Source organism: Streptomyces tyrfis (assembly GCF_037034285.1).
GTDB lineage: Bacteria > Actinomycetota > Actinomycetes > Streptomycetales > Streptomycetaceae > Streptomyces.
Genome location: NZ_JBAGJZ010000026.1, coordinates 68,424 through 85,009, shown reverse-complemented (window position 1 = coordinate 85,009; position 16,586 = coordinate 68,424). Strand labels below are relative to the sequence as shown.

Here is a 16,586-nt window from a genome sequence, read left to right as displayed (position 1 = left end):
CTGCGTGCGCCGGCCCCGGGCGTCGGTCTCCACGGGCGTCGGTCTCCACGGATATCGGTCTCCACGGGCGCACTGGCGTGCCGCGCCGGGCCGGCCGTCGGCACGCCAGTCGTTCGTCCGCGAGTCCCCGCCGCCCCGGCGGGTCAGTCGGTCCGGGAGTAGTGCTGGAGGTAGAGGAAGATCGACTTCAGGCCCGAGCCCACATGCACGATGTGCAGTTGCCCTCCCGAAGGACCGAAGTCCCAGGCGGCTATCCCCTGCACCTCGTCGCCGGACTCGACGTCCTGATGGAAGGCGTAGGAGACCTCGCCGGAGACCGTGTCGACGGAGTAGACCGACTTGGCCGAGTCGTCCACGGACGCGTAGAGCCTGCCCTGCCACATCGCGGCGCCCTGGATCCTGCTCAGGGGCTGCGACAGCGTCACCGTCTTCACCACCGGGAGCGTGGAGCCGGCCGGGAGGGTCAGCAGATCGTTCAGGCTGTAGGCGACCAGCTTGTTCGTACCCTGCGCGGCGTCCTGGGTCCAGGGCGCGGTGTAGACCAGCCCGGCGGCGGCGTCCACCGCGACCCACGGCACCCCGCCGGGCATCTGCGCGAGCGGCAGTTGCACATAGCGGCCCGTGTAGCTCAGGTCGCTCGCGTTGTACAGGGCCAGCAGCGGATGCTGGTAGCCGTTGCGGCCGTCCTCGATCGGCGCGATCACGTAGCCGTCGTGGTATTCCACGTCCCCGATGTGATCGCCGCCGTAGGTCCCGCTCAGTAACGGCGGGATCGGGAACATGGACGACGCGACCTCCGAGTCGTTCGCGACGGTGGCCTTCACCATCCCGCCGGGCCCGGCGTAGTAGAAGTACGTCCCGTCCGTGGCCACGCCCTGCCCGCGCTCCAACGCGTTGAACCCGGTCCACCGGTAGTAGTCCGCCGTGCGCGTCCAGTTCGAGGCCGAGGCCGTCGCTGGAGACGCCGCACTTCCGATGGCCAGCGCGATCGCGATCGCCGCGGTCGCTGAAATCCTGCCCGGCTTCATCTGAGCCCAGCCTCCTTTGTTCGGGGTCACGCACCGATGCCTTTCGTGAGCGAGAGGACTACAGCAGTGCCGGCCGACCGGCGTCAATGAGCGGGAGGTGAACATCCGGTTCCCCGACGGGCCGCCCACCGTCTCCGCGGCGGCTGCCGGGAGCCTGCCGAGCGCGGGGGCCCGCCGCACGCGTCGCCTTCGCCGGCGGTCGGGTGAACGGCCGTGATCCTCGGCGCGCTGTCCATCGGCTCCGACATCGCCGGCTCGCTGCGCACCCCCGCGCATTTCTGCGGTGTCTACGCGCACAAGCCGACGCTCGGGCTGGCGGCGGCCCGCGGCATGGTCCCGCCGACCGCACCGGCGTTGCCGGCCGACCTCGACCTCGCCGTCGTCGGCCCGATGGCCCGCACCGCCCGCGACCTCGCGCTCCTGCTCGACGTGATGGCCGGACCGGACCCGCTGACGCTCGGCGTGGCGTACGACGTGACGCTGCCGCCCGCGCGCCGTGAGCGACTCCGCGACTTCACGGTCCTGGTCCTCGACGAACATCCGCTCATTCCGACCGGCTCCGCCGTGCGGGCGGGCGTGAGCCGGGTGGCGGACGCGCTTGTCGACGGCGGCGCCCGCGTCGAGCGGTACAGCCCGCTGCTGCCCGATCCGGCCGAAGCCGCGGTGCTTTACACGCAGTTGTTGTTCTCCAGCTCCGTCGCGCATTTTCCCGTCGAATCGCACGAACGACTCCGGGCACGGGCCGCCGGACTGAGCGCGGACGACCGGAGCCTCGACGCGGCGCGGCTGCGCGGCATGGTGCTCAGCCACCGCGACTGGATCGAGGCGAACGGCCGCCGCGAACTCCACCGCCACGGCTGGCGACGGCTCTTCGCCGAGTTCGACGCCGTGGTGTGTCCCATCACCCCCACTCCGGCGTTCCCGCACGACCACACCCCCGATCCGAGGGAACGCCGCATCGACATCGACGGCGTCGCGTACCCGTACTTCGACCAGCTCGTCTGGGCCGGTCTGGCCACCATGCCCGGCCTGCCCGCCACCGCCGTGCCGGCGGGCCGGTCCCCCGAGGGTCTGCCGGTGGGCGTGCAGCTCATCGGCCCGATGTTCGAGGACCGTACGTCGTTGCGGCTGGCCGAGCTGCTCAAGCGGGAGATCGGCGGCTTCCGGGCGCCGGAGCGGCAAGTGGGGGCGGACCGAACGCGGACCAACCCCATCGCGCACGGCGGCCGCGAAGCGCGGCCATAGTCCTGGCGTCTCTGAAATGCCTTGTGTGCGACATGAGTTGGGGTGATACTCCGGCTGACAGGTCTGGTGATCGGGGGACGGGGGCCGACCGATGAGCGCGTCGGGGGAAAGCGAGACGGAACGAGCGCGGAGGCTGGCCCGGGAGGCGGTACGCCGGCTGGCCCCGGAGGAACTGGCGTTCTTCGAGGGGTCGGCGCACGCGTACTTCGAGGATCCGGCCCGGGTGGCCCGGAAGGCGCGGTCCGAGCCGTTGGGCATCGGCATCGACGCCATCGCCGTCACCACGCTGACGGCGTTCGCGCTGCCGGTCGCGGCGACTGTCGCCAGCAGCATCGCCACGGACGTCATGCGCGACGGTCGCAGACGGGGTTGGCGGCGAAGGCGCCGGGCGCGGGCGGACGACGCTCCGGCCGGCGGGGCGGACGACGATTCGAGCAATCCGTTCGCGACACCGGGCGCCGTACGGCCCGTGGCGCCGGCCGACGGGCAGACGCTCGGACCCGCGGACCTGGAGGTCCTGCGGCGCATCGCCTACCAACGGGGCGTGACGTTGGGTCTGCCGCCCGGCCAGGCGCGGCTCCTGGCCGACGCCATCGTGGGCGGGGTCGTGGGCGCGGGGGCCGAGGACGCTTCGGACGGCGACGGGCGGGACGGCCGGACCGGGGAATCCGATCCCTCGTGAGGGAGGATCCGGGCGAACTCCGGGGCGGCTCGGCGAGCGGCCGCCCGGTGGGGGTGCAGCACCCGTTCCGATTACCGTCCGGAACTTCCCTGCGGTTCGCGTTGCTCATTCTGAGCACATCGGTGGCGATGGCGGCGACCATCGGCGGGGCGGCCGACGCGGCGCGGTACTTCGGGCTCGGTGGCGACATCGCATCCCTCAGGCAGTCCATCGCATGCGCGTCCGCGAACTTCGCCCTGACGGCCGACGACCCCGCGGAGTTCGCCCGCCGCTGCGCGCTGCCGGACCTCGGCAGCGGCAACACCGCGCAGCTGGTCGCCCTCGCGGCCCTGTGGCTCTCCGTCGGTGTCGTCTACTGGCTGCTGCCCGTCTACCGCATCCGCCGACGCCGGCTGCGGCCGCTGCGGGCCTGCGCGCCCCCGGACATCCAGCGCACGCTCACGGAACTGGTGGCGTTCGCCGAACTACGGTGCCGGGTGCGTTTCGTCGTCGACAGCAACGAACCGGGCCCCGCCGGACTCGCGTTCGGGCGCGTCGGCCGACGCCATGTGATGCTCGGGAACGGACTGCTGCGACTGCACAGCCGGGATCCCGAAGCCTTCCGCGCGATCGTCCTGCACGAGCTGGCCCATCTGCGCAACCGCGATGTCGACACCGCCTTCCTCACCCTCATCTGCTCCCGGCTGTTCGTCTTCGCGCTCGCCCTGCCGATCGCCGTCACGGCGCCCTTCTCCCTGCTGATCAGCTGGGAGCTGGCGCCCACGCACCTGATCTACCAGCTGCTGCACGTCACCGCGGAGTGCGCCCTGGCGGTCACGGTCGCCCACGCCGGCAGCGCCGTCCTGCGCAGCCGCGAACTGTACGCGGACGCCCGGGTCGCCGTGTGGACGCGCGGCGCCCATTCCCTGCGGCGCCTGCTGGCCGCGCAGCACGGCATCGAGCAGGCCGGCCCGCGCCGCCGACGGCTGTTCCGGCGCACGCACCCCTCCGCCGCCCGGCGGGTGGCCGCCCTGAACGACACGAGGCTCCTGTTCGGGTTCTCGCCCTGGGAGGTCTTCGGGTTGGCCCTGACCTGCTCCCTCGTCTACGGGCAGGTGGCGGCGTGGACCGGGGCGACCATCAGGCCGGCCGATCCCTCCGGCACGCTGAACGCGCTCGTCCCCGCCGTGCTGCTGGGCGGCGGCGTGGCCGTCGGCATCTGGCGGGTGACCCTGGCCGCGCACCTGGACCACGCCAGGTGGACGGGCGCCCACCGCGTGGGGCTCGCCATGGGCTGCGGCCTCTTCATCGGCACGTTCGGGGACGAGCGGCAGCAGACGGCCTTCTCCATGGGCGTCGCCGGCCCCCTCACGGTGGTCCTGTCGTGGTGGCTCCTCCTCGGAGCCGTCGGCTACGGATTCGTCCGGTGGAACGCGGTGACCGCCCGGGTGTGGGCGCCGGTCGTGCTGGGCGCGCGGCGTCCGCTCGTGCCGTTGGTGATCGGCTGCGCGACCGGTGTGGTGCTGCTGAGCCTCTGGCTCGGGCAGGTCCATGCCGCCGGGACGCCCGGCTTCGAACTGCTGCCCCTGCCACGCCTGTTGAGCCTGCTGCCGACGCCGTTGGACTACCTGGGCCTGGTGTTCTCCCTGGCAGCGGTGCTCGTACCGCCGCCGGTGGTCCTCGCCGTGATCGTGGTCACCGTCGGATTCCCACTCGCCGCGCGGCTCGCGGCGCGGGTCCTGGGACGCGTGCGCGGCGTCGGGTCCACCGCCGGCCCCGAACGGTTCCTGCTGTGGACGCCGTCGGCCGAGACCTCCGCCGCGCTCCTCGCCCCACCGCGTCTGCGTCCGGGGCGGGCGCTGCTGGAGGGTGTCGTGATCGGCGCCGTCGCGGGGTTCGGGCTGTGGCAGGTGCACGCGCTCGGCGCCCTGGTATTCCCGTGGCCGATCGAGCTCGTCGGCTCGGTGGTGACCCTCTACTTCGTGCCCGTCGCGATGCTGCTGCAACTCGCCGCCGGCTTTCTCGTCGCGCGGCGCACCGCGCACCGTGAACTGCGCGCGTTCCACGGAGTCCTCGCCGTGGTCGGAGCCGGGCTGCCGCTTCCCCTGGCCGCGTTCACCGCGCGCGACCACTTCGCCTGCCTGCGCTGGGGCCTCGACCATCCCGCGTGCGAGCTGGTCCAGCCGCTCGACACACTGGGGATCGCGTCGACGATCACGGCCTGGACCGCGGCCTTCGCGCTGCTCCTCATCCCCACGTGGGTCGCCCTGAGCGACAGCGTCCGGCGGTGAGGCGGACGGCTCCGCCTCACCGACGCGCGGTGCTCGCGCCCCGGCCACACCGTGGTCGTGAGCGCCGTGTGAGCGCGGACGGGCCCGACCGGCCGGCTAAGGGCTGTCCCGTAATCCCTGGCGGGCGTGCGACGACAGCTGCGGCGCCTCGCGGCGTTGTCGGAACGCCCATACGTCCAGTATGCGGGCGCCCCTCCGCCTTGCGATGCACCACATCTGACGCCGCACGCTGATCCACCACGGATTACGGGACAGCCCTTAGGGGGCGCGTTCGTGAAGGCGTCCGACGCCCCCGCGGGTGCGGGCTTTCGGACCCGCGCTACTGCCAGGTCGCGGTGTCGGGGTCGATGCCGTGGGCGCGCGCGTCGGCGTCGATGAGTCGGCGGAACCACGTGGCGAGGCCGGTGCGGATGCCGTCGTAGTGGGCGGCGAATCCCGGATCGGTCTCGTACCTGCGGCCGAGACAGACCTGCATCTCCCGGGTGAGGGGAAAGTACGCGGCGAAGACCTCGCGGTGCCGCTCGGCGAGTCGATTCGCCTCCGGGCTGCCCGGCGTGACGCCGGCGTCCATCGCGTCCCCGAGGGCGCGGTCGAGGCCCGCGACGGCGTCGGCGACGGCCCGCCATTCCTCCGGACCGCGCGAGGCCGAGCGCTCGGCGTACTGCCGCCATTGCGTCGTGTCCCCGTAGCGCTGACGGGCTCGGGCGGGCCAGTCCGGGTCCCACCGGGGGCCGAAGACCGCGGCCTGCTGCTCGACGGTCAGCAGCAGGCCGCGCTCGTGGGCGTCGATCATCCGGTCCAGTCCGGCGCCGAGCCGCTGGAGGCGGTCGATCCGTTCGGCGACCTGGGTGCGCTGCGCGCGCAATGCGCCGGGCACGTCCGCGGCCGGGTCGTCCAGGACGGCCCGGATCCCGTCCAGGCCGAGACCGGTCTCGCGGTAGACGACGACGCGATGCAGGCGTTCCAGATCACCGGCGGTGTAGAGCCGGTATCCGGCAGCCGTGCGCAACGAAGGCCGCGCCAGACCGATTTCGTCCCAGTGGTGCAGCGCGCGGACCGTCACGCCCAGACGCGCCGAGACCTGACCGACGGTCAGGCCGTCGGCGTCGGTGGTATCAGGCATGTTCCCCATTGTCCCCGCGACCGTCGCCCGGTGGGGTGATCCCGATGGCTTCGAGGTTCCGCGCCTCCTGACTGTCCGGATCGAAGGGCTTCGCCGCGGTGAGGACGATCCGTGCGTTCTCGGGGGTGATCACCACGACATCGCGGGTGTTCCAGGGCGTGTCCCGTGGACCGTCGACCGAGTCCGGGCGCAACGCGCGGCACGCCTCGACCAGGGAATCAACCTGGCTGAGCACGCACGCGAAGCCGACGCTCATCGCCGGCGCCTGCTCCGGGACGCTCCCCTCCGCGACGAGGAGTACGTCCTGGAACGCCCACCGGCGCAGATGCACAAGCCTGCCGGGGATGCTGAACAGCTCGAAGAACCCGAGCCCACGAACCCAGAAATCCACCGACGCCGCCAGATCGCTCGTGGGGATCGTCACGAACGCGGGCATTCCATAGATGCCGTGGAACGGCTCCGGCGGAACCGCTTCCGGGCCGGGAGCGGGCACGGGGCTCATCTCGAACGCGTTGTAGTAGTCGCTCATGTGCCCCACCTTTCAGCCTCACGCGGCGTGAGGGTCAAGCCGGGACCGTGAAGTCGGCGCGCGTCCGACCGGACCCGGTCGGGGGCAGCGGCGCGCGCGGACGCCGGCCGCACGGGTAGACGGCCGCCTCGGGCACGCCGGAGCCCCTTCGCCGTCTCGACGAAGGGGCTCGGTACGGGCGGCGCCTCAAGACGTCCCGGCGGGCGCGCGGCGCCGGGTCAGCGCACCCGGCCTCGCGGCTTCAGGGCCACCGGGGGAAGTCGGGGGGCGGGCAGGCGGTCGCCTGCGTAGCCGTGCACCTCGCCGAAGCGGGAGCCCTCCATCCAGTCCTTCCGGGCCGCCTCGATCTCCTCCTGCGAGCGGCCGATGAAGTTCCACCACATGATGAGCTCCTCCTCGAACGGCTCGCCGCCGAGGAGCATGAGGCCCGCGTCGCCGTCCGCGCGGACGGGGAGTTCACGGCGGCCGCAGCCGAGGTAGAGCATCGAGCCGGGCAGCACGGGCACCCCGTCGACCTCCGTCCGGCCGGACATCGCCAGTACCGCGTACTCGAAGTCCGGTTCGAGCGGAAGGCGTACGTCGGCGCCGGCGGAGAGGGAGAGGTCGGCGCCCACGATCGGGGTGTACGCGGTGCCGGGCGAGACGGCGCCGTCGAGTTCGCCCAGGATCAGCGTGGCCTCCAGGCCGGGGGCGGTGACGGTGGGCAGCTCGGTGTGGTGCTGGAAGTGCGGCTCGACGTGGCGGTGGGCGTCCGGGAGGGCGACCCAGAGCTGGGCGCCGTGCAGAAATCTCGCGTGGGGCTTCGGGCTCTCCTCCGAGTGGCTGATCGCCCGGCCCGAGGTCATCAGCCCCAGCTCGCGGGGGCGGATCGTCTGGAGGCTGCCGAGGCTGTCCCGGTGCAGGACCTCTCCGTCGTGCAGCCAGCTGACCGTCTGCAGCCCCATGTGCGGGTGGGGCGGCACCTGCATCCCGGGTGCGTCCGCGATGTCGTCGGGACCGTAGTGATCGACGAAGGCCCACGCGCCCACCATGCGGCGGCCCAGGTTGGGCAGCAGCCTGCGCACCTCGGTGGACTCCCCCAGCTGCACGCGGCGGGGAGCGAGAAGCTCCCGTACCGGCTCGGCGACGACGAAGCCCCGCCCTCCGCAGACGGAGGGTGTGGCCTGGCGATCGAGATTGCTCATGGCGCCCAACCTATTCCCGTGGGGGCCCGGGGGCGCCGGTTCCCACGCCGAAGTCTTAGTGGAATATTCAACCATCATGCCGGGTTGGATCAGGCGCCGGAGAGACCGGCTCGGCCGGGTGGGGCCCGGCGCGGCAGGACGCTCCACCGACGGTCCGGGTACGAGGAGATCAGATGAACGAGACCTATTTCGAGTACGGTACGGCCGCCGACCGCTGGGACCGTGCGCAGATGTTCTTCGAGACCAAGGAGTACATGACCGCGGCCCGGATTCTCGAAGGGCTGGTGGCGGAGGCGCCGGAGCAGGTGTCGCCGCGGCTGCTGCTGGCCCGCGCGTACTACCACTCGGCCCGGCTCGGCAGGGCCGAGACGGAGCTGCGCACGGTGCTGGAGCGCGACCCGGTGGAGCCCTACGCCCGGCTGATGCTCGGGCGCACGCTGGAACGCCAGGGGCGGGACGCGGAGGCGGCCGGCCATCTGCGGATGGCGGCGGCCTTCTCCGGGGACTTCGACGCCGAGGCGGGCCGCGTCGGCGGCTGACCTGGACGGGGCACGTCGTGGGGCGGGCCGCCGGTGCGGGCCCGCCCCGGTTCCGGTGCCGCGCCGCCGACGCGCGGGAGCCCGCCGGGCGTGATCCCGGCGGGCTCCGGCGCCGGACGGCGGCGCGGCGGTCAGCCTGCCGCCGCTGCGGCGCGGCCCGTGGTGCCGCTCCCGGCCCGGACCGCGTTCGCGCCGGGGACGAGGAGCCGTTCCGTCAGGTGGCCGAAGACCAGGCCGAAGACGACCCAGAGGGTGGCCTGCACGGCGAGGGTCGCCAGCCGGAACTCCCACAGCAGCGTGGCCGGGAAGTCCTTGCCGACCTCGTTGAACGAGGGCAGGAAGGCGTAGGCGAGCCCGATCACGACCACGTACGCGGCGGATCCGGCCACCGTCGCGTTCCAGTTGCCCAGGCGGGGGGCCAGCCGGCGGGCGAGGATGACAGCGGCGACGGCCAGCAGCACGCTGAGGGCGACCATCAGGAAGAACAGACCGGTGCGCCGGCCGATGGTGTCGGGGTTGCCGACGGCCGGCGGGTTGGCCGGGTATTTCAGGAACGGGACGACGTAGACGGTCAGCAGCGCCGCGCCCGCGATCAGCGCGGCGGTGGCGCGCGGCCCGAACCGCCCGATCCGGCCGAGGGCGTAGCAGAAGACGAGGGCGGCGATGCCGCCGATCGCCACGCCGAAGACCAGCACGCCGGTGGCGAGTCCGGCGGTGGACTGCAGGGTGCGGCTGACGAGTTCCTCGCCGCCGTGCTCGTGGCTGTGCGCCTCTTCGAGGGCGATGGCCGCGTCGACCCTGGACTCGCCGAGGAGGTAGGCGACGGCCAGGGCGAACACGCCCGCGATCAGGCCGGCCAGCATGCCCCGGACGAGGAGGGCTCTGACGGATATGGAGTTCATGAGGTCTTCCCCTGGCTCGAGCGGTACGTCAGTGGCAGGGGAAACCGAGGAGGTGACGCCCGTCGTGGACCCACTCGTGGACGCCCTCGCCGGAGATGACCGAGGTGGCGCCCTGCTCGGCGCCGACGAAGTAGAGCAGGACGAGCATGAGGATGCCGAAGAAGACCGCCCAGGGAGCGATGGCCTTCAGGGAGATGGGGGTGATCGCCGGTGCGACGGTGGCGGGAGCGGCAGCAGTCTGTGCCATGGCAGAACCTCCTGGGGGAACACGCGTCCCGATCGTGGTGCCGAGGCGAAGGTGCCGGGTCTGACTTCCCGTACGGGTACGGGTACACAGTGGCGCGACCGTGCCGGATTCCCACCGGCTTCCGTCACACCTTCGTCATGTCCCTGGGACGATACCGCCTGCCGACGGCCGAGGGCCATGGTCCCGACGGGTCCGGAGGGACCGCATGCCATGGTGTGCCCGGTGGATACCCGCAGCTGGGAGGGGTTGTTCTGGCCATGACGATTCACGTGATGTCGGTCTCACCCGCACTGAACGCGGCCTTGCGCGAGGCCCGTTTCGACGGTGACGCCCCGCTCGACCCGGCGGGTGCCCGTGCCGCCCGGGCGGCCGCGCCGGCGGTCCCGCCGGCCGACCGGTATGTGCGCGCGCCGTCGGAGCGGTGCGCCGGCACCGCCGGTGCCCTGGGACTGCGCGCCGATGCCGTGGACATCCTGCGGGGCTGGGACCTGGGGCGCTGGGGCGGGCGGCGGCTGGCGGAGGTGAGCGGGAGCGAACCCGAGGCGGTGTCCGCGTGGCTGACCGATCCGTCGGCGGCCCCGCACGGCGGCGAGTCGCTGCGGGAGTTCTGTGCCAGGACCGGTGACTGGTTGGAGTCCGTGACGGGCCCGGCCGGCGACGGCGACGTTCGGGTGCTGGCGGTCGTCGACCCCTCGGTGGTCCGGGCGCTGATCGTACGGGCGCTCGCGCTGCCCGCCGAGTCGTTCTGGCGGCTGGACGTCGCCCCGCTGACGCTGACCGGGCTCAGCGGGCGGTCGGGCCGGTGGAATCTGCGCTGTGGGCGACCGCTGTCGCCGCCCGTACAGGCGGGCTGAAGCCCGCGCGCACCGGCTGAGGCCGGCCGGTCGGCCCGAAGCCGGGGGAACGGGCCGAAGTCGGCGGGCCACGCGAGCACGGCACGAACGCAGCACGGGCACGGGCGCGGGCCTGGCACGGACGCGGGCGTGGGCGTGGGCACGGGCACAAGGCCTGGCACGGGCATGGGCACGGGCGCGCTGACGGTGAGTCCTGATCACAGCATCCGCGACGACTGGTTGCCCCGGCCGCGCCCGTCCAGGATGGCGGGCGGACTCGGGGAGGTGGTTGGATGCCGGCGAAGCGTGTCGTGTCCGGGGACGATCCGCTGCTGCGGTTCCGCGGCGCGGTGTCGTTGCAGCACGGGCCGGGCTGGGTCGCGCCCTGGCGGGTTCCGCACCACGAGGCGCGGCTGCATCTGCCGGAGGGCGGGATCGGGCGGGCCGCCATGCCCGCCGGGGTCCGGGTCACGCTGCGGACCGACAGCCGAGAGCTCCGCTGCCGCTATCGCGCGGACCCCGCGCCGCGGCTCGACGGGCCGCAGGAGCTGCCGCGTCTGGACGTGGTGCGCGACGGGCGGATCCTCACCACCGTGGAGCTCGTGTGCGACGGGAGCGACGCCGAGTTCCTGGTCACGGGCCTGCCCGGCCGGATGGCCGCCGTCGAGCTCTGGCTGCCGACGTACCACCAGTTCCGGCTGCGCGCACTCGTGCTCGACGCCGGGGCCGAGGTCGCCTACGACGACCGCGAGAGCCCCCGCTGGGTGCACTACGGCAGTTCCATATCCCAGGGTCGGGGCGCGCGTTCACCGGCCCGCGCCTGGGCGGCCCTGGTGAGCCGGCGGGCCGGACTCGACCTGACGTCCGTCGCGCTCGGCGCGGCCTGCTGTCTCCAGCCGATGACGGCGCGGCTGATGCGCGACCTGCCGGCCGAGCTCCTCACCGCGTGCGTCGGCATCAACGTCCAGGCGCTCGGCAGTCACCGTCCGGACGCCTTCACCTCGGCGCTGGTCGGGTTCGTGGCCACCGTCCGCGAACGGCATCCGGAGACGCCGTTCGCCGTCATGTCGACGATCGTCGCGCCGGACCGCGAGACCGTGGCCGGGCCCTCGGGGCTGACCGTGCGGGACTGCCGGGAGCGCACCCGCGAGGCAGTCGGGCTGCTGCGGGAGCACGGCGACGCGAACCTGCACTACATCGACGGGCTGGACGTGTTCGGACCGGAACAGGCCCGACTGCTGCTGGAGCCGGAGGGTCTGGACCGGCTGCATCCGGGACCGGCCGGCCATCCCGTCCTCGCCGCGCGGTTCCTGGCCGCGCTGCGGCGCAGCCTGTGTGTGCCAGTACCAGCATGATTCGGGATCTGGCTGCCGTCCGGCGGCCCGGCGACGATCGCCTCGTCAGACGCTGTCCGGCGAGAGGAATGCCGTGCCCGAGACCACCCCGTCCGTCGCCCACGAGGCGTCGCCCGCGCAGTCGCCGCCCGCCCGGGTGCCGTGGGCGACGTACACGGGTGTCTATCTGCTGCTGTTCCTGATCGGCACCGAGACGTTCCTGGTCTCGCCGCTGCTGCCGACCATCGCCGGGTCCGTCGGCGTCTCCGTCGCCGCGGCGGCGGGCACGGTCACCGCGTACACGCTGGTGTACGCCCTGACCGCGCCGTTCCTCGGCGCGGTGTCCGACCGGTTCGGACGGCGGCCGACGATTCTCGCGGGGACGCTGCTGTTCCTGCTGGGCAACGCCCTGGCCGCGGTGGCCGGCAACCTTCCGGTCCTCATCGCGGCCCGGGTGCTGGGCGCGCTCGGCGCGGCGCTGGCCGGGCCGTCGATCTGGGCCCACATCGCGGAGACGGCACCGGCGCCGGTGCGCGGCCGGGCGGTGGGGCTCGGCATGGCGCTCTTCTCCGCCGGTCAGGTGCTGGGCGTGCCGGCGGGCAGTTTCCTCGCGGGCTGGGGCGGCTGGCGGGCCTCGTTCTGGGCGCTCACCGCGCTCACCGCGGCGTCGCTCCCGCTGCTGCTGGCCCAGATCGGCGGGCGGGCGAAGGGCGGGACGCGGGCGGAGCCGCTCCGGTTCGCGGCCGTGTTCTCGGTCTGGGGGGACGGGGTGCTGCGGCACACCCTGATCGTGGTCTTCCTGCTGCAGGCCGCGAACCTGGGGGCGTACACGTTCCTCGGTTCCGCACTGCACGACCGGTTCGGCCTCTCCGTCGACGAGTTGGGGCTGCTCGGCGTCCTGGTCGGGGCCGGCAGCGCGCTGGGATCGCTGGTCGCCGGACGGATCGGGGACCGGGCGCGGGAGCGCGGCTCGGGCGACGCGGGGTGGATTCCGGTGTGGTGCCTGGTGCTGGGCGGGGCCGCGGTGCTGGCCGCGCTCGGGTCGCCCTCGCCGCTGGCGTACGCGGCGGTGCTGGTGTGGTTCTTCGCGAGCGGCGCCTTCGGCACGCTGGTGCAGACGCTGCTGGTGTCGTCGCGGCCGGAGCTGGGGGCGACGTCCAGTTCGTGGAACAGCGCGACGCTGTACGCGGGCACGGCCGTCGGCGTCGCCGCGGCGGGCACGTTCGCGCACGCGGACGCCGGGACCGCGGTCGTCGGCGGCGGGCTGGCGGTGCTGGCCGGTCTGACCGCGCTGCCCCTGGTGGGCCGGCTCCGGCCGGCCGCCGTCGACGGCCCGGAACCGCGGGCGCAGGGCCCCTCGCGGCAGAAGCCCGGACCCGGCGGTCCCGGCCCGGACGGTTCCGCGTCGGGCGGCTCCGGGCAGGACGACGCCGCGTCGGACGATTCCGCACCGCGCGATTCCGCACCGGGCGCTTCGGAGGCCGGCACCACGGAGGCGGGCGCTTCAGGGACGGGCGCCTCGCGGGCAGGCTCTTCGGAGCCGGGTGCTTCGGAGCCAGGTACTTCGGAGCCAGGTGCTTCCGCGTCGGGCGCTCCCGGGTCAGGTGCTTCGCGGGCGGCCGGCGCCGCTCGCGCGGAGGTCACCGATGGGCGTGCCTGACACCGGGCGCGCCCGCGCCCTCCCGCTCGACGGGCTGCGTGCCGTGGCCGCGTTGCTGGTGATCGCCCTGCATGTGGGCATCTACACCGGCCAGGTCGCCTCCAGCTGGCTCGGCATCGGTGAGGCCGGGCCGCTCGGGCCGGTCCTCTCCCGCTTCACCGTGGGGGTTCCGGTCTTCTTCGTGCTCTCCGGGCTGCTGCTGTACCGCCCGTTCGCCGACGCGGCCCGCGACGGCGCGCCCCGCCCGTCCACCGCCCGGTATCTGCGCCACCGGGCGGTGCGCATCCTGCCCGCCTACTGGCTGGTGGCGCTGGTCGCGCTGGTGTGGTTCGGACGGGACGCCCTCGGCGCGCCGTGGCCCGCGCTGCGCACGTTCCTGCTGCTGCACGTCTACGGCTCCGACCCGATCCCGGCCGGTCTCCCGCAGACCTGGAGCCTGGCGACCGAGGTGTCCTTCTACGCGGTGCTCCCGCTGCTGGCCGCGGTCCTCCACCCGCTGCTGCGCCGGGGCGCCTCGGGGGCCGTGCTCGGAGTGCTGGCCGGTGTCGAGGCGGTGACGCTGCTGTCGGTGGTCCTCACCCATGTGCCGTCCGCCGGAGCGTATCCGCCGGCCCAGCTCTGGCTGCCCGAGTACGCCGGGTACTTCGCGGCCGGCATGGCCCTGGCGGTCGTCGCCTCCCTGGTGGCCGAGCCGCCCGCCGTCGCGCGTCGGCCGTGGCTGTGCTGGGGCGTGGCGTTGGGCGCGTACGTGCTGGTGTCGACGCCGCTCACCGGCTCGACCCTGCGCTACCCGACGGTGGCCGAGGCGCTGCTGGAGCACGTGCTCTATCTGGTGGTCGCGGTGGCGCTGGTGGTGCCACTGGCCCTGGGGCCCGCCCGGCCGGGACCGGGGACGCCCGCCCGGCTGCTGTCCCGTCCGCTGCCCGCCTGGCTCGGGCGGATCTCGTACGGGCTGTTCCTCTGGCACATGGTCGTGGTCGAGGCCTGGCTGCGGATCACCGGGGAACGGGCGGGATCCGCCGACTTCGCGGTGCTCTTCCCGGTCACGGTGGTGCTGTCCACGGGCTGCGCCGCGCTCAGCCACTACCTGGTCGAACGGCCGCTGCGGCGGCTGCGCGGCCGGACCCGCGCGCCGCGGCCGCTGCCCCGGCCCGCCGCCACCCGAGTTTCCCGACGAACAGGAGTGCGCACCCCATGAACGCCGTCCGCTGGGGCGTCAACCTGCCCCTGCCCGCCCGAGCCCTGACGGATCACCGCCGCACCGTGGAGGCGCTCCCCGACCTGGGCTACACCGATGTGTGGACCGGGGAGGGCGGCGGCATCGACGCCTTCACGCCGCTCGCCGCGGCGGCCGCCTGGCAGCCCCGGCTCCGGCTCGGCACGGGTGTGGTGCCGGTCTTCACCCGCGGCCCCGGCATCCTCGCGCAGACCGCGGCGACGCTCGCCGAACTGTCCCGGGGCGAGGTGCTGCTGGGCGTCGGGGCCTCCGTGCCGGCGCACACCACGGCGCTCAACGGCGGCGCGCACGACCGGCCCCTGGCCCGGGTTCGGGACACAGTGCGGTTCCTGCGGCGCGCGCTGCACGGGCGGCCGGTGGGCGACGCGTACGAGACGATCTCGGCGCCCGGGTTCAGTCTCGGCTTCACCCCCGCCAGGCCACCGAAGGTGCTGGTCGGGGCGTTGCGGCCGCGGATGCTGGGGGTGGCGTACGGGGACGGGGACGGCGCGGTCGTCAATCTGCTCACCGCCGAGGACGTGCCCCGGGTGATCGCGGCGGGCCGGTCCGAGGCCGGCGCCGACGGCGCGGACGGGAACCCGCCGCCCCCCAAGGAGACCGTGGTCAAGCTGTTCGTGTGCCCGACGGCCGACGCCGCGTACGCCGCGAGCGCGGGCCGGGGGTTCCTCGGCTGGATCCTCAACCAGAAGCCCTACCACGCCTTTCACACCTGGCTGGGGCGCGGGGAGGCGTTGCGGGAGTCGTACGCGGCCCATCTGGCCGGTGACCGTCATAGGGCGGCCGCCGCGCTTCCCCCGGAGCTGGTCGACGCGCTGTGGCTGCACGGGGAGCCGGCCGCGCTGCGCGAACGGATCCGCGCCTTCCTGCATCCCGGCGTGACCACGGTCCTGCTGTACGTCGCGCCGACGCCCGAACTGTACGCGCACCCCGACGCGTTGACGGGCCTCCTCGCGGAGCTCCGCTCGTGACGTCGCGTCAGTCACTGGGCGGACGGCCGGTGTTGCGCTTCGTGCCGGGCGGATCCGGCGGCGAGCGGACGCCGTCGGGAGACCACGGCGGCGGGCGGCCGGTGGTGCTGCATCTGCACGGCGGCGGCTACCGGGCCGGTTCGCCGGAGCTGAGCCGCCCGCTCGCCTCGTACCTGGCCCGCCGGACCGGCGCGGAAGTCGTGGCGCCCGCCTACCGGTTGGCGCCGGAGCATCCGTATCCCGCCGCCGTCGAGGACGGCCTGGCCGGATACGCGGAGCTCCTGGACGACGGCGTCCCGGCGGACCGGATCGCCGTCGTGGGCGAGTCGGCGGGCGGCGGGCTGGCCCTGGCCGTGCTGCTGGAGGCGCGGCGGGCCGGGCTGCCCGCGCCCGCCGCGGCGGCGGCGCTGTCGCCCTGGCTGGATCTCACTCTGGAATCCGAGGCGTTCGAGCGGTGCGCGGCGACCGACCCGGTGCTCGACCGGTCCTCGCTGCGCCACTCCGCCGAGCTGTATCTGGCGGGCGCCGACCCCCGGGAGCCCGCCGCCTCGCCGCTGTTCGCGGACGCCGCCGCGCTGGCCGCGCTGCCGCCGGTGCTGCTGCAGGCGAGCCGGGCGGAGGTGCTGGCGGGCGACACGGAGCGGTTCGGTGCGCGGATGGCCGCCGCGGGCGGCGACTGCCGGGTGGAGATGTGGGAGGGCACGACGCACTGCTGGCATCTGGCCGTGGGACGGCTGCCCGAGGCGGGGGCGGCGGTGGACTCTGTTGCGGAATTCTTAACGGAACATCTCGCCTGACGAACAAC

15 protein-coding genes and 1 pseudogene are annotated in these 16,586 nt (G+C 73.9%); 10 read left to right on the top strand and 6 right to left on the bottom strand.

Annotated elements, in window-relative coordinates:
- Nucleotides 1-143: 143 nt before the first annotated feature.
- Nucleotides 144-1,028 carry a hypothetical protein gene (locus WA762_RS20880; protein WP_335937448.1) on the bottom strand — a complete coding sequence of 295 codons (885 nt, stop codon included), beginning with the start codon at nucleotides 1,026-1,028 and terminating at the stop codon, nucleotides 144-146.
- A 222-nt stretch (nucleotides 1,029-1,250) separates the two neighbouring features.
- Between WA762_RS20880 and WA762_RS20875 the strand changes: the two are divergent.
- From WA762_RS20875 to WA762_RS20865, 3 genes and pseudogenes are all read left to right on the top strand, one after another.
- Nucleotides 1,251-2,273: pseudogene (locus tag WA762_RS20875) on the top strand (amidase family protein); the annotation flags it as partial.
- A 91-nt stretch (nucleotides 2,274-2,364) separates the two neighbouring features.
- On the top strand, nucleotides 2,365-2,955 hold the full coding sequence (locus WA762_RS20870; protein WP_335937447.1) for a hypothetical protein: 591 nt from the start codon (nucleotides 2,365-2,367) through the stop codon (nucleotides 2,953-2,955).
- A gap of 128 nt (nucleotides 2,956-3,083) precedes the next feature.
- On the top strand, nucleotides 3,084-5,225 hold the full coding sequence (locus WA762_RS20865) for a M48 family metalloprotease (protein WP_335937446.1): 2,142 nt from the start codon (nucleotides 3,084-3,086) through the stop codon (nucleotides 5,223-5,225).
- Nucleotides 5,226-5,544: 319 nt separating this feature from the next.
- Here WA762_RS20865 and WA762_RS20860 read toward each other — a convergent pair whose 3' ends face one another.
- The 3 genes from WA762_RS20860 to WA762_RS20850 all read right to left on the bottom strand — a co-directional run bounded on the left by WA762_RS20860 (nucleotide 5,545) and on the right by WA762_RS20850 (nucleotide 8,061).
- Nucleotides 5,545-6,348 (bottom strand): MerR family transcriptional regulator, encoded by an 804-nt coding sequence (locus tag WA762_RS20860; protein ID WP_335937445.1) that lies wholly within the window; start codon nucleotides 6,346-6,348, stop codon nucleotides 5,545-5,547.
- On the bottom strand, nucleotides 6,341-6,877 hold the full coding sequence (locus WA762_RS20855; protein WP_335937444.1) for a VOC family protein: 537 nt from the start codon (nucleotides 6,875-6,877) through the stop codon (nucleotides 6,341-6,343). Before WA762_RS20855 ends, WA762_RS20860 begins: the two co-directional genes overlap by 8 nt.
- 218 nt (nucleotides 6,878-7,095) lie before the next feature.
- Nucleotides 7,096-8,061 (bottom strand): pirin family protein, encoded by a 966-nt coding sequence (locus WA762_RS20850; RefSeq protein ID WP_335937443.1) that lies wholly within the window; start codon nucleotides 8,059-8,061, stop codon nucleotides 7,096-7,098.
- 173 nt (nucleotides 8,062-8,234) lie between these two features.
- On the opposite strand from WA762_RS20850, the gene WA762_RS20845 reads away from it, so the two are divergent.
- On the top strand, nucleotides 8,235-8,600 hold the full coding sequence (locus WA762_RS20845; RefSeq protein WP_335937442.1) for a tetratricopeptide repeat protein: 366 nt from the start codon (nucleotides 8,235-8,237) through the stop codon (nucleotides 8,598-8,600).
- A 131-nt stretch (nucleotides 8,601-8,731) separates the two neighbouring features.
- Here the strand turns inward: WA762_RS20845 and WA762_RS20840 are convergent, their stop codons facing one another.
- Both WA762_RS20840 and WA762_RS20835 read right to left on the bottom strand, forming a co-directional pair.
- On the bottom strand, nucleotides 8,732-9,502 hold the full coding sequence (locus WA762_RS20840; RefSeq protein ID WP_335937441.1) for a CbtA family protein: 771 nt from the start codon (nucleotides 9,500-9,502) through the stop codon (nucleotides 8,732-8,734).
- A gap of 28 nt (nucleotides 9,503-9,530) precedes the next feature.
- On the bottom strand, nucleotides 9,531-9,749 hold the full coding sequence (locus WA762_RS20835) for a CbtB domain-containing protein (protein WP_335937440.1): 219 nt from the start codon (nucleotides 9,747-9,749) through the stop codon (nucleotides 9,531-9,533).
- Between the two features lie 257 nt (nucleotides 9,750-10,006).
- Between WA762_RS20835 and WA762_RS20830 the strand changes: the two genes are divergently transcribed.
- The 6 genes from WA762_RS20830 (at nucleotide 10,007) to WA762_RS20805 (ending at nucleotide 16,578) form a co-directional block, all read left to right on the top strand.
- A complete protein-coding gene (locus WA762_RS20830) occupies nucleotides 10,007-10,603 on the top strand; it encodes a histidine phosphatase family protein (protein WP_335937439.1) in 597 nt (198 codons plus the stop codon).
- Between the two features lie 272 nt (nucleotides 10,604-10,875).
- The gene (locus WA762_RS20825) at nucleotides 10,876-11,937 is read left to right on the top strand and encodes a GDSL-type esterase/lipase family protein (RefSeq protein WP_335937438.1); all 1,062 of its coding nucleotides are present in this window, start codon (nucleotides 10,876-10,878) and stop codon (nucleotides 11,935-11,937) included.
- A gap of 73 nt (nucleotides 11,938-12,010) precedes the next feature.
- A complete protein-coding gene (locus WA762_RS20820) occupies nucleotides 12,011-13,576 on the top strand; it encodes an MFS transporter (protein WP_335937437.1) in 1,566 nt (521 codons plus the stop codon).
- Entirely contained in the window at nucleotides 13,563-14,774 is a 1,212-nt protein-coding gene (locus WA762_RS20815) for an acyltransferase family protein (protein WP_335937436.1), read from the top strand. The genes WA762_RS20820 and WA762_RS20815 overlap by 14 nt, the downstream gene beginning before the upstream one ends.
- Nucleotides 14,771-15,781 (top strand): LLM class F420-dependent oxidoreductase, encoded by a 1,011-nt coding sequence (locus tag WA762_RS20810; RefSeq protein WP_335937435.1) that lies wholly within the window; start codon nucleotides 14,771-14,773, stop codon nucleotides 15,779-15,781. Before WA762_RS20815 ends, WA762_RS20810 begins: the two co-directional genes overlap by 4 nt.
- A complete protein-coding gene (locus WA762_RS20805; protein WP_335937434.1) occupies nucleotides 15,778-16,578 on the top strand; it encodes an alpha/beta hydrolase fold domain-containing protein in 801 nt (266 codons plus the stop codon). The genes WA762_RS20810 and WA762_RS20805 overlap by 4 nt, the downstream gene beginning before the upstream one ends.
- Nucleotides 16,579-16,586: the final 8 nt, after the last annotated feature.

Bases quoted from the DNA above. Each gene is read 5' to 3' on its own strand.
- WA762_RS20850 (WP_335937443.1), bottom strand. From the start codon at position 8,061: ATGAGCAATCTCGATCGCCAGGCCACACCCTCCGTCTGCGGAGGGCGG.
- WA762_RS20840 (WP_335937441.1), bottom strand. From the start codon at position 9,502: ATGAACTCCATATCCGTCAGAGCCCTCCTCGTCCGGGGCATGCTGGCC.
- WA762_RS20825 (WP_335937438.1), top strand. From the start codon at position 10,876: ATGCCGGCGAAGCGTGTCGTGTCCGGGGACGATCCGCTGCTGCGGTTC.
- WA762_RS20845 (WP_335937442.1), top strand. From the start codon at position 8,235: ATGAACGAGACCTATTTCGAGTACGGTACGGCCGCCGACCGCTGGGAC.
- WA762_RS20830 (WP_335937439.1), top strand. From the start codon at position 10,007: ATGACGATTCACGTGATGTCGGTCTCACCCGCACTGAACGCGGCCTTG.
- WA762_RS20870 (WP_335937447.1), top strand. From the start codon at position 2,365: ATGAGCGCGTCGGGGGAAAGCGAGACGGAACGAGCGCGGAGGCTGGCC.
- WA762_RS20810 (WP_335937435.1), top strand. From the start codon at position 14,771: ATGAACGCCGTCCGCTGGGGCGTCAACCTGCCCCTGCCCGCCCGAGCC.
- WA762_RS20855 (WP_335937444.1), bottom strand. From the start codon at position 6,877: ATGAGCGACTACTACAACGCGTTCGAGATGAGCCCCGTGCCCGCTCCC.
- WA762_RS20835 (WP_335937440.1), bottom strand. From the start codon at position 9,749: ATGGCACAGACTGCTGCCGCTCCCGCCACCGTCGCACCGGCGATCACC.
- WA762_RS20815 (WP_335937436.1), top strand. From the start codon at position 13,563: ATGGGCGTGCCTGACACCGGGCGCGCCCGCGCCCTCCCGCTCGACGGG.
- WA762_RS20880 (WP_335937448.1), bottom strand. From the start codon at position 1,028: ATGAAGCCGGGCAGGATTTCAGCGACCGCGGCGATCGCGATCGCGCTG.
- WA762_RS20865 (WP_335937446.1), top strand. From the start codon at position 3,084: ATGGCGGCGACCATCGGCGGGGCGGCCGACGCGGCGCGGTACTTCGGG.
- WA762_RS20860 (WP_335937445.1), bottom strand. From the start codon at position 6,348: ATGCCTGATACCACCGACGCCGACGGCCTGACCGTCGGTCAGGTCTCG.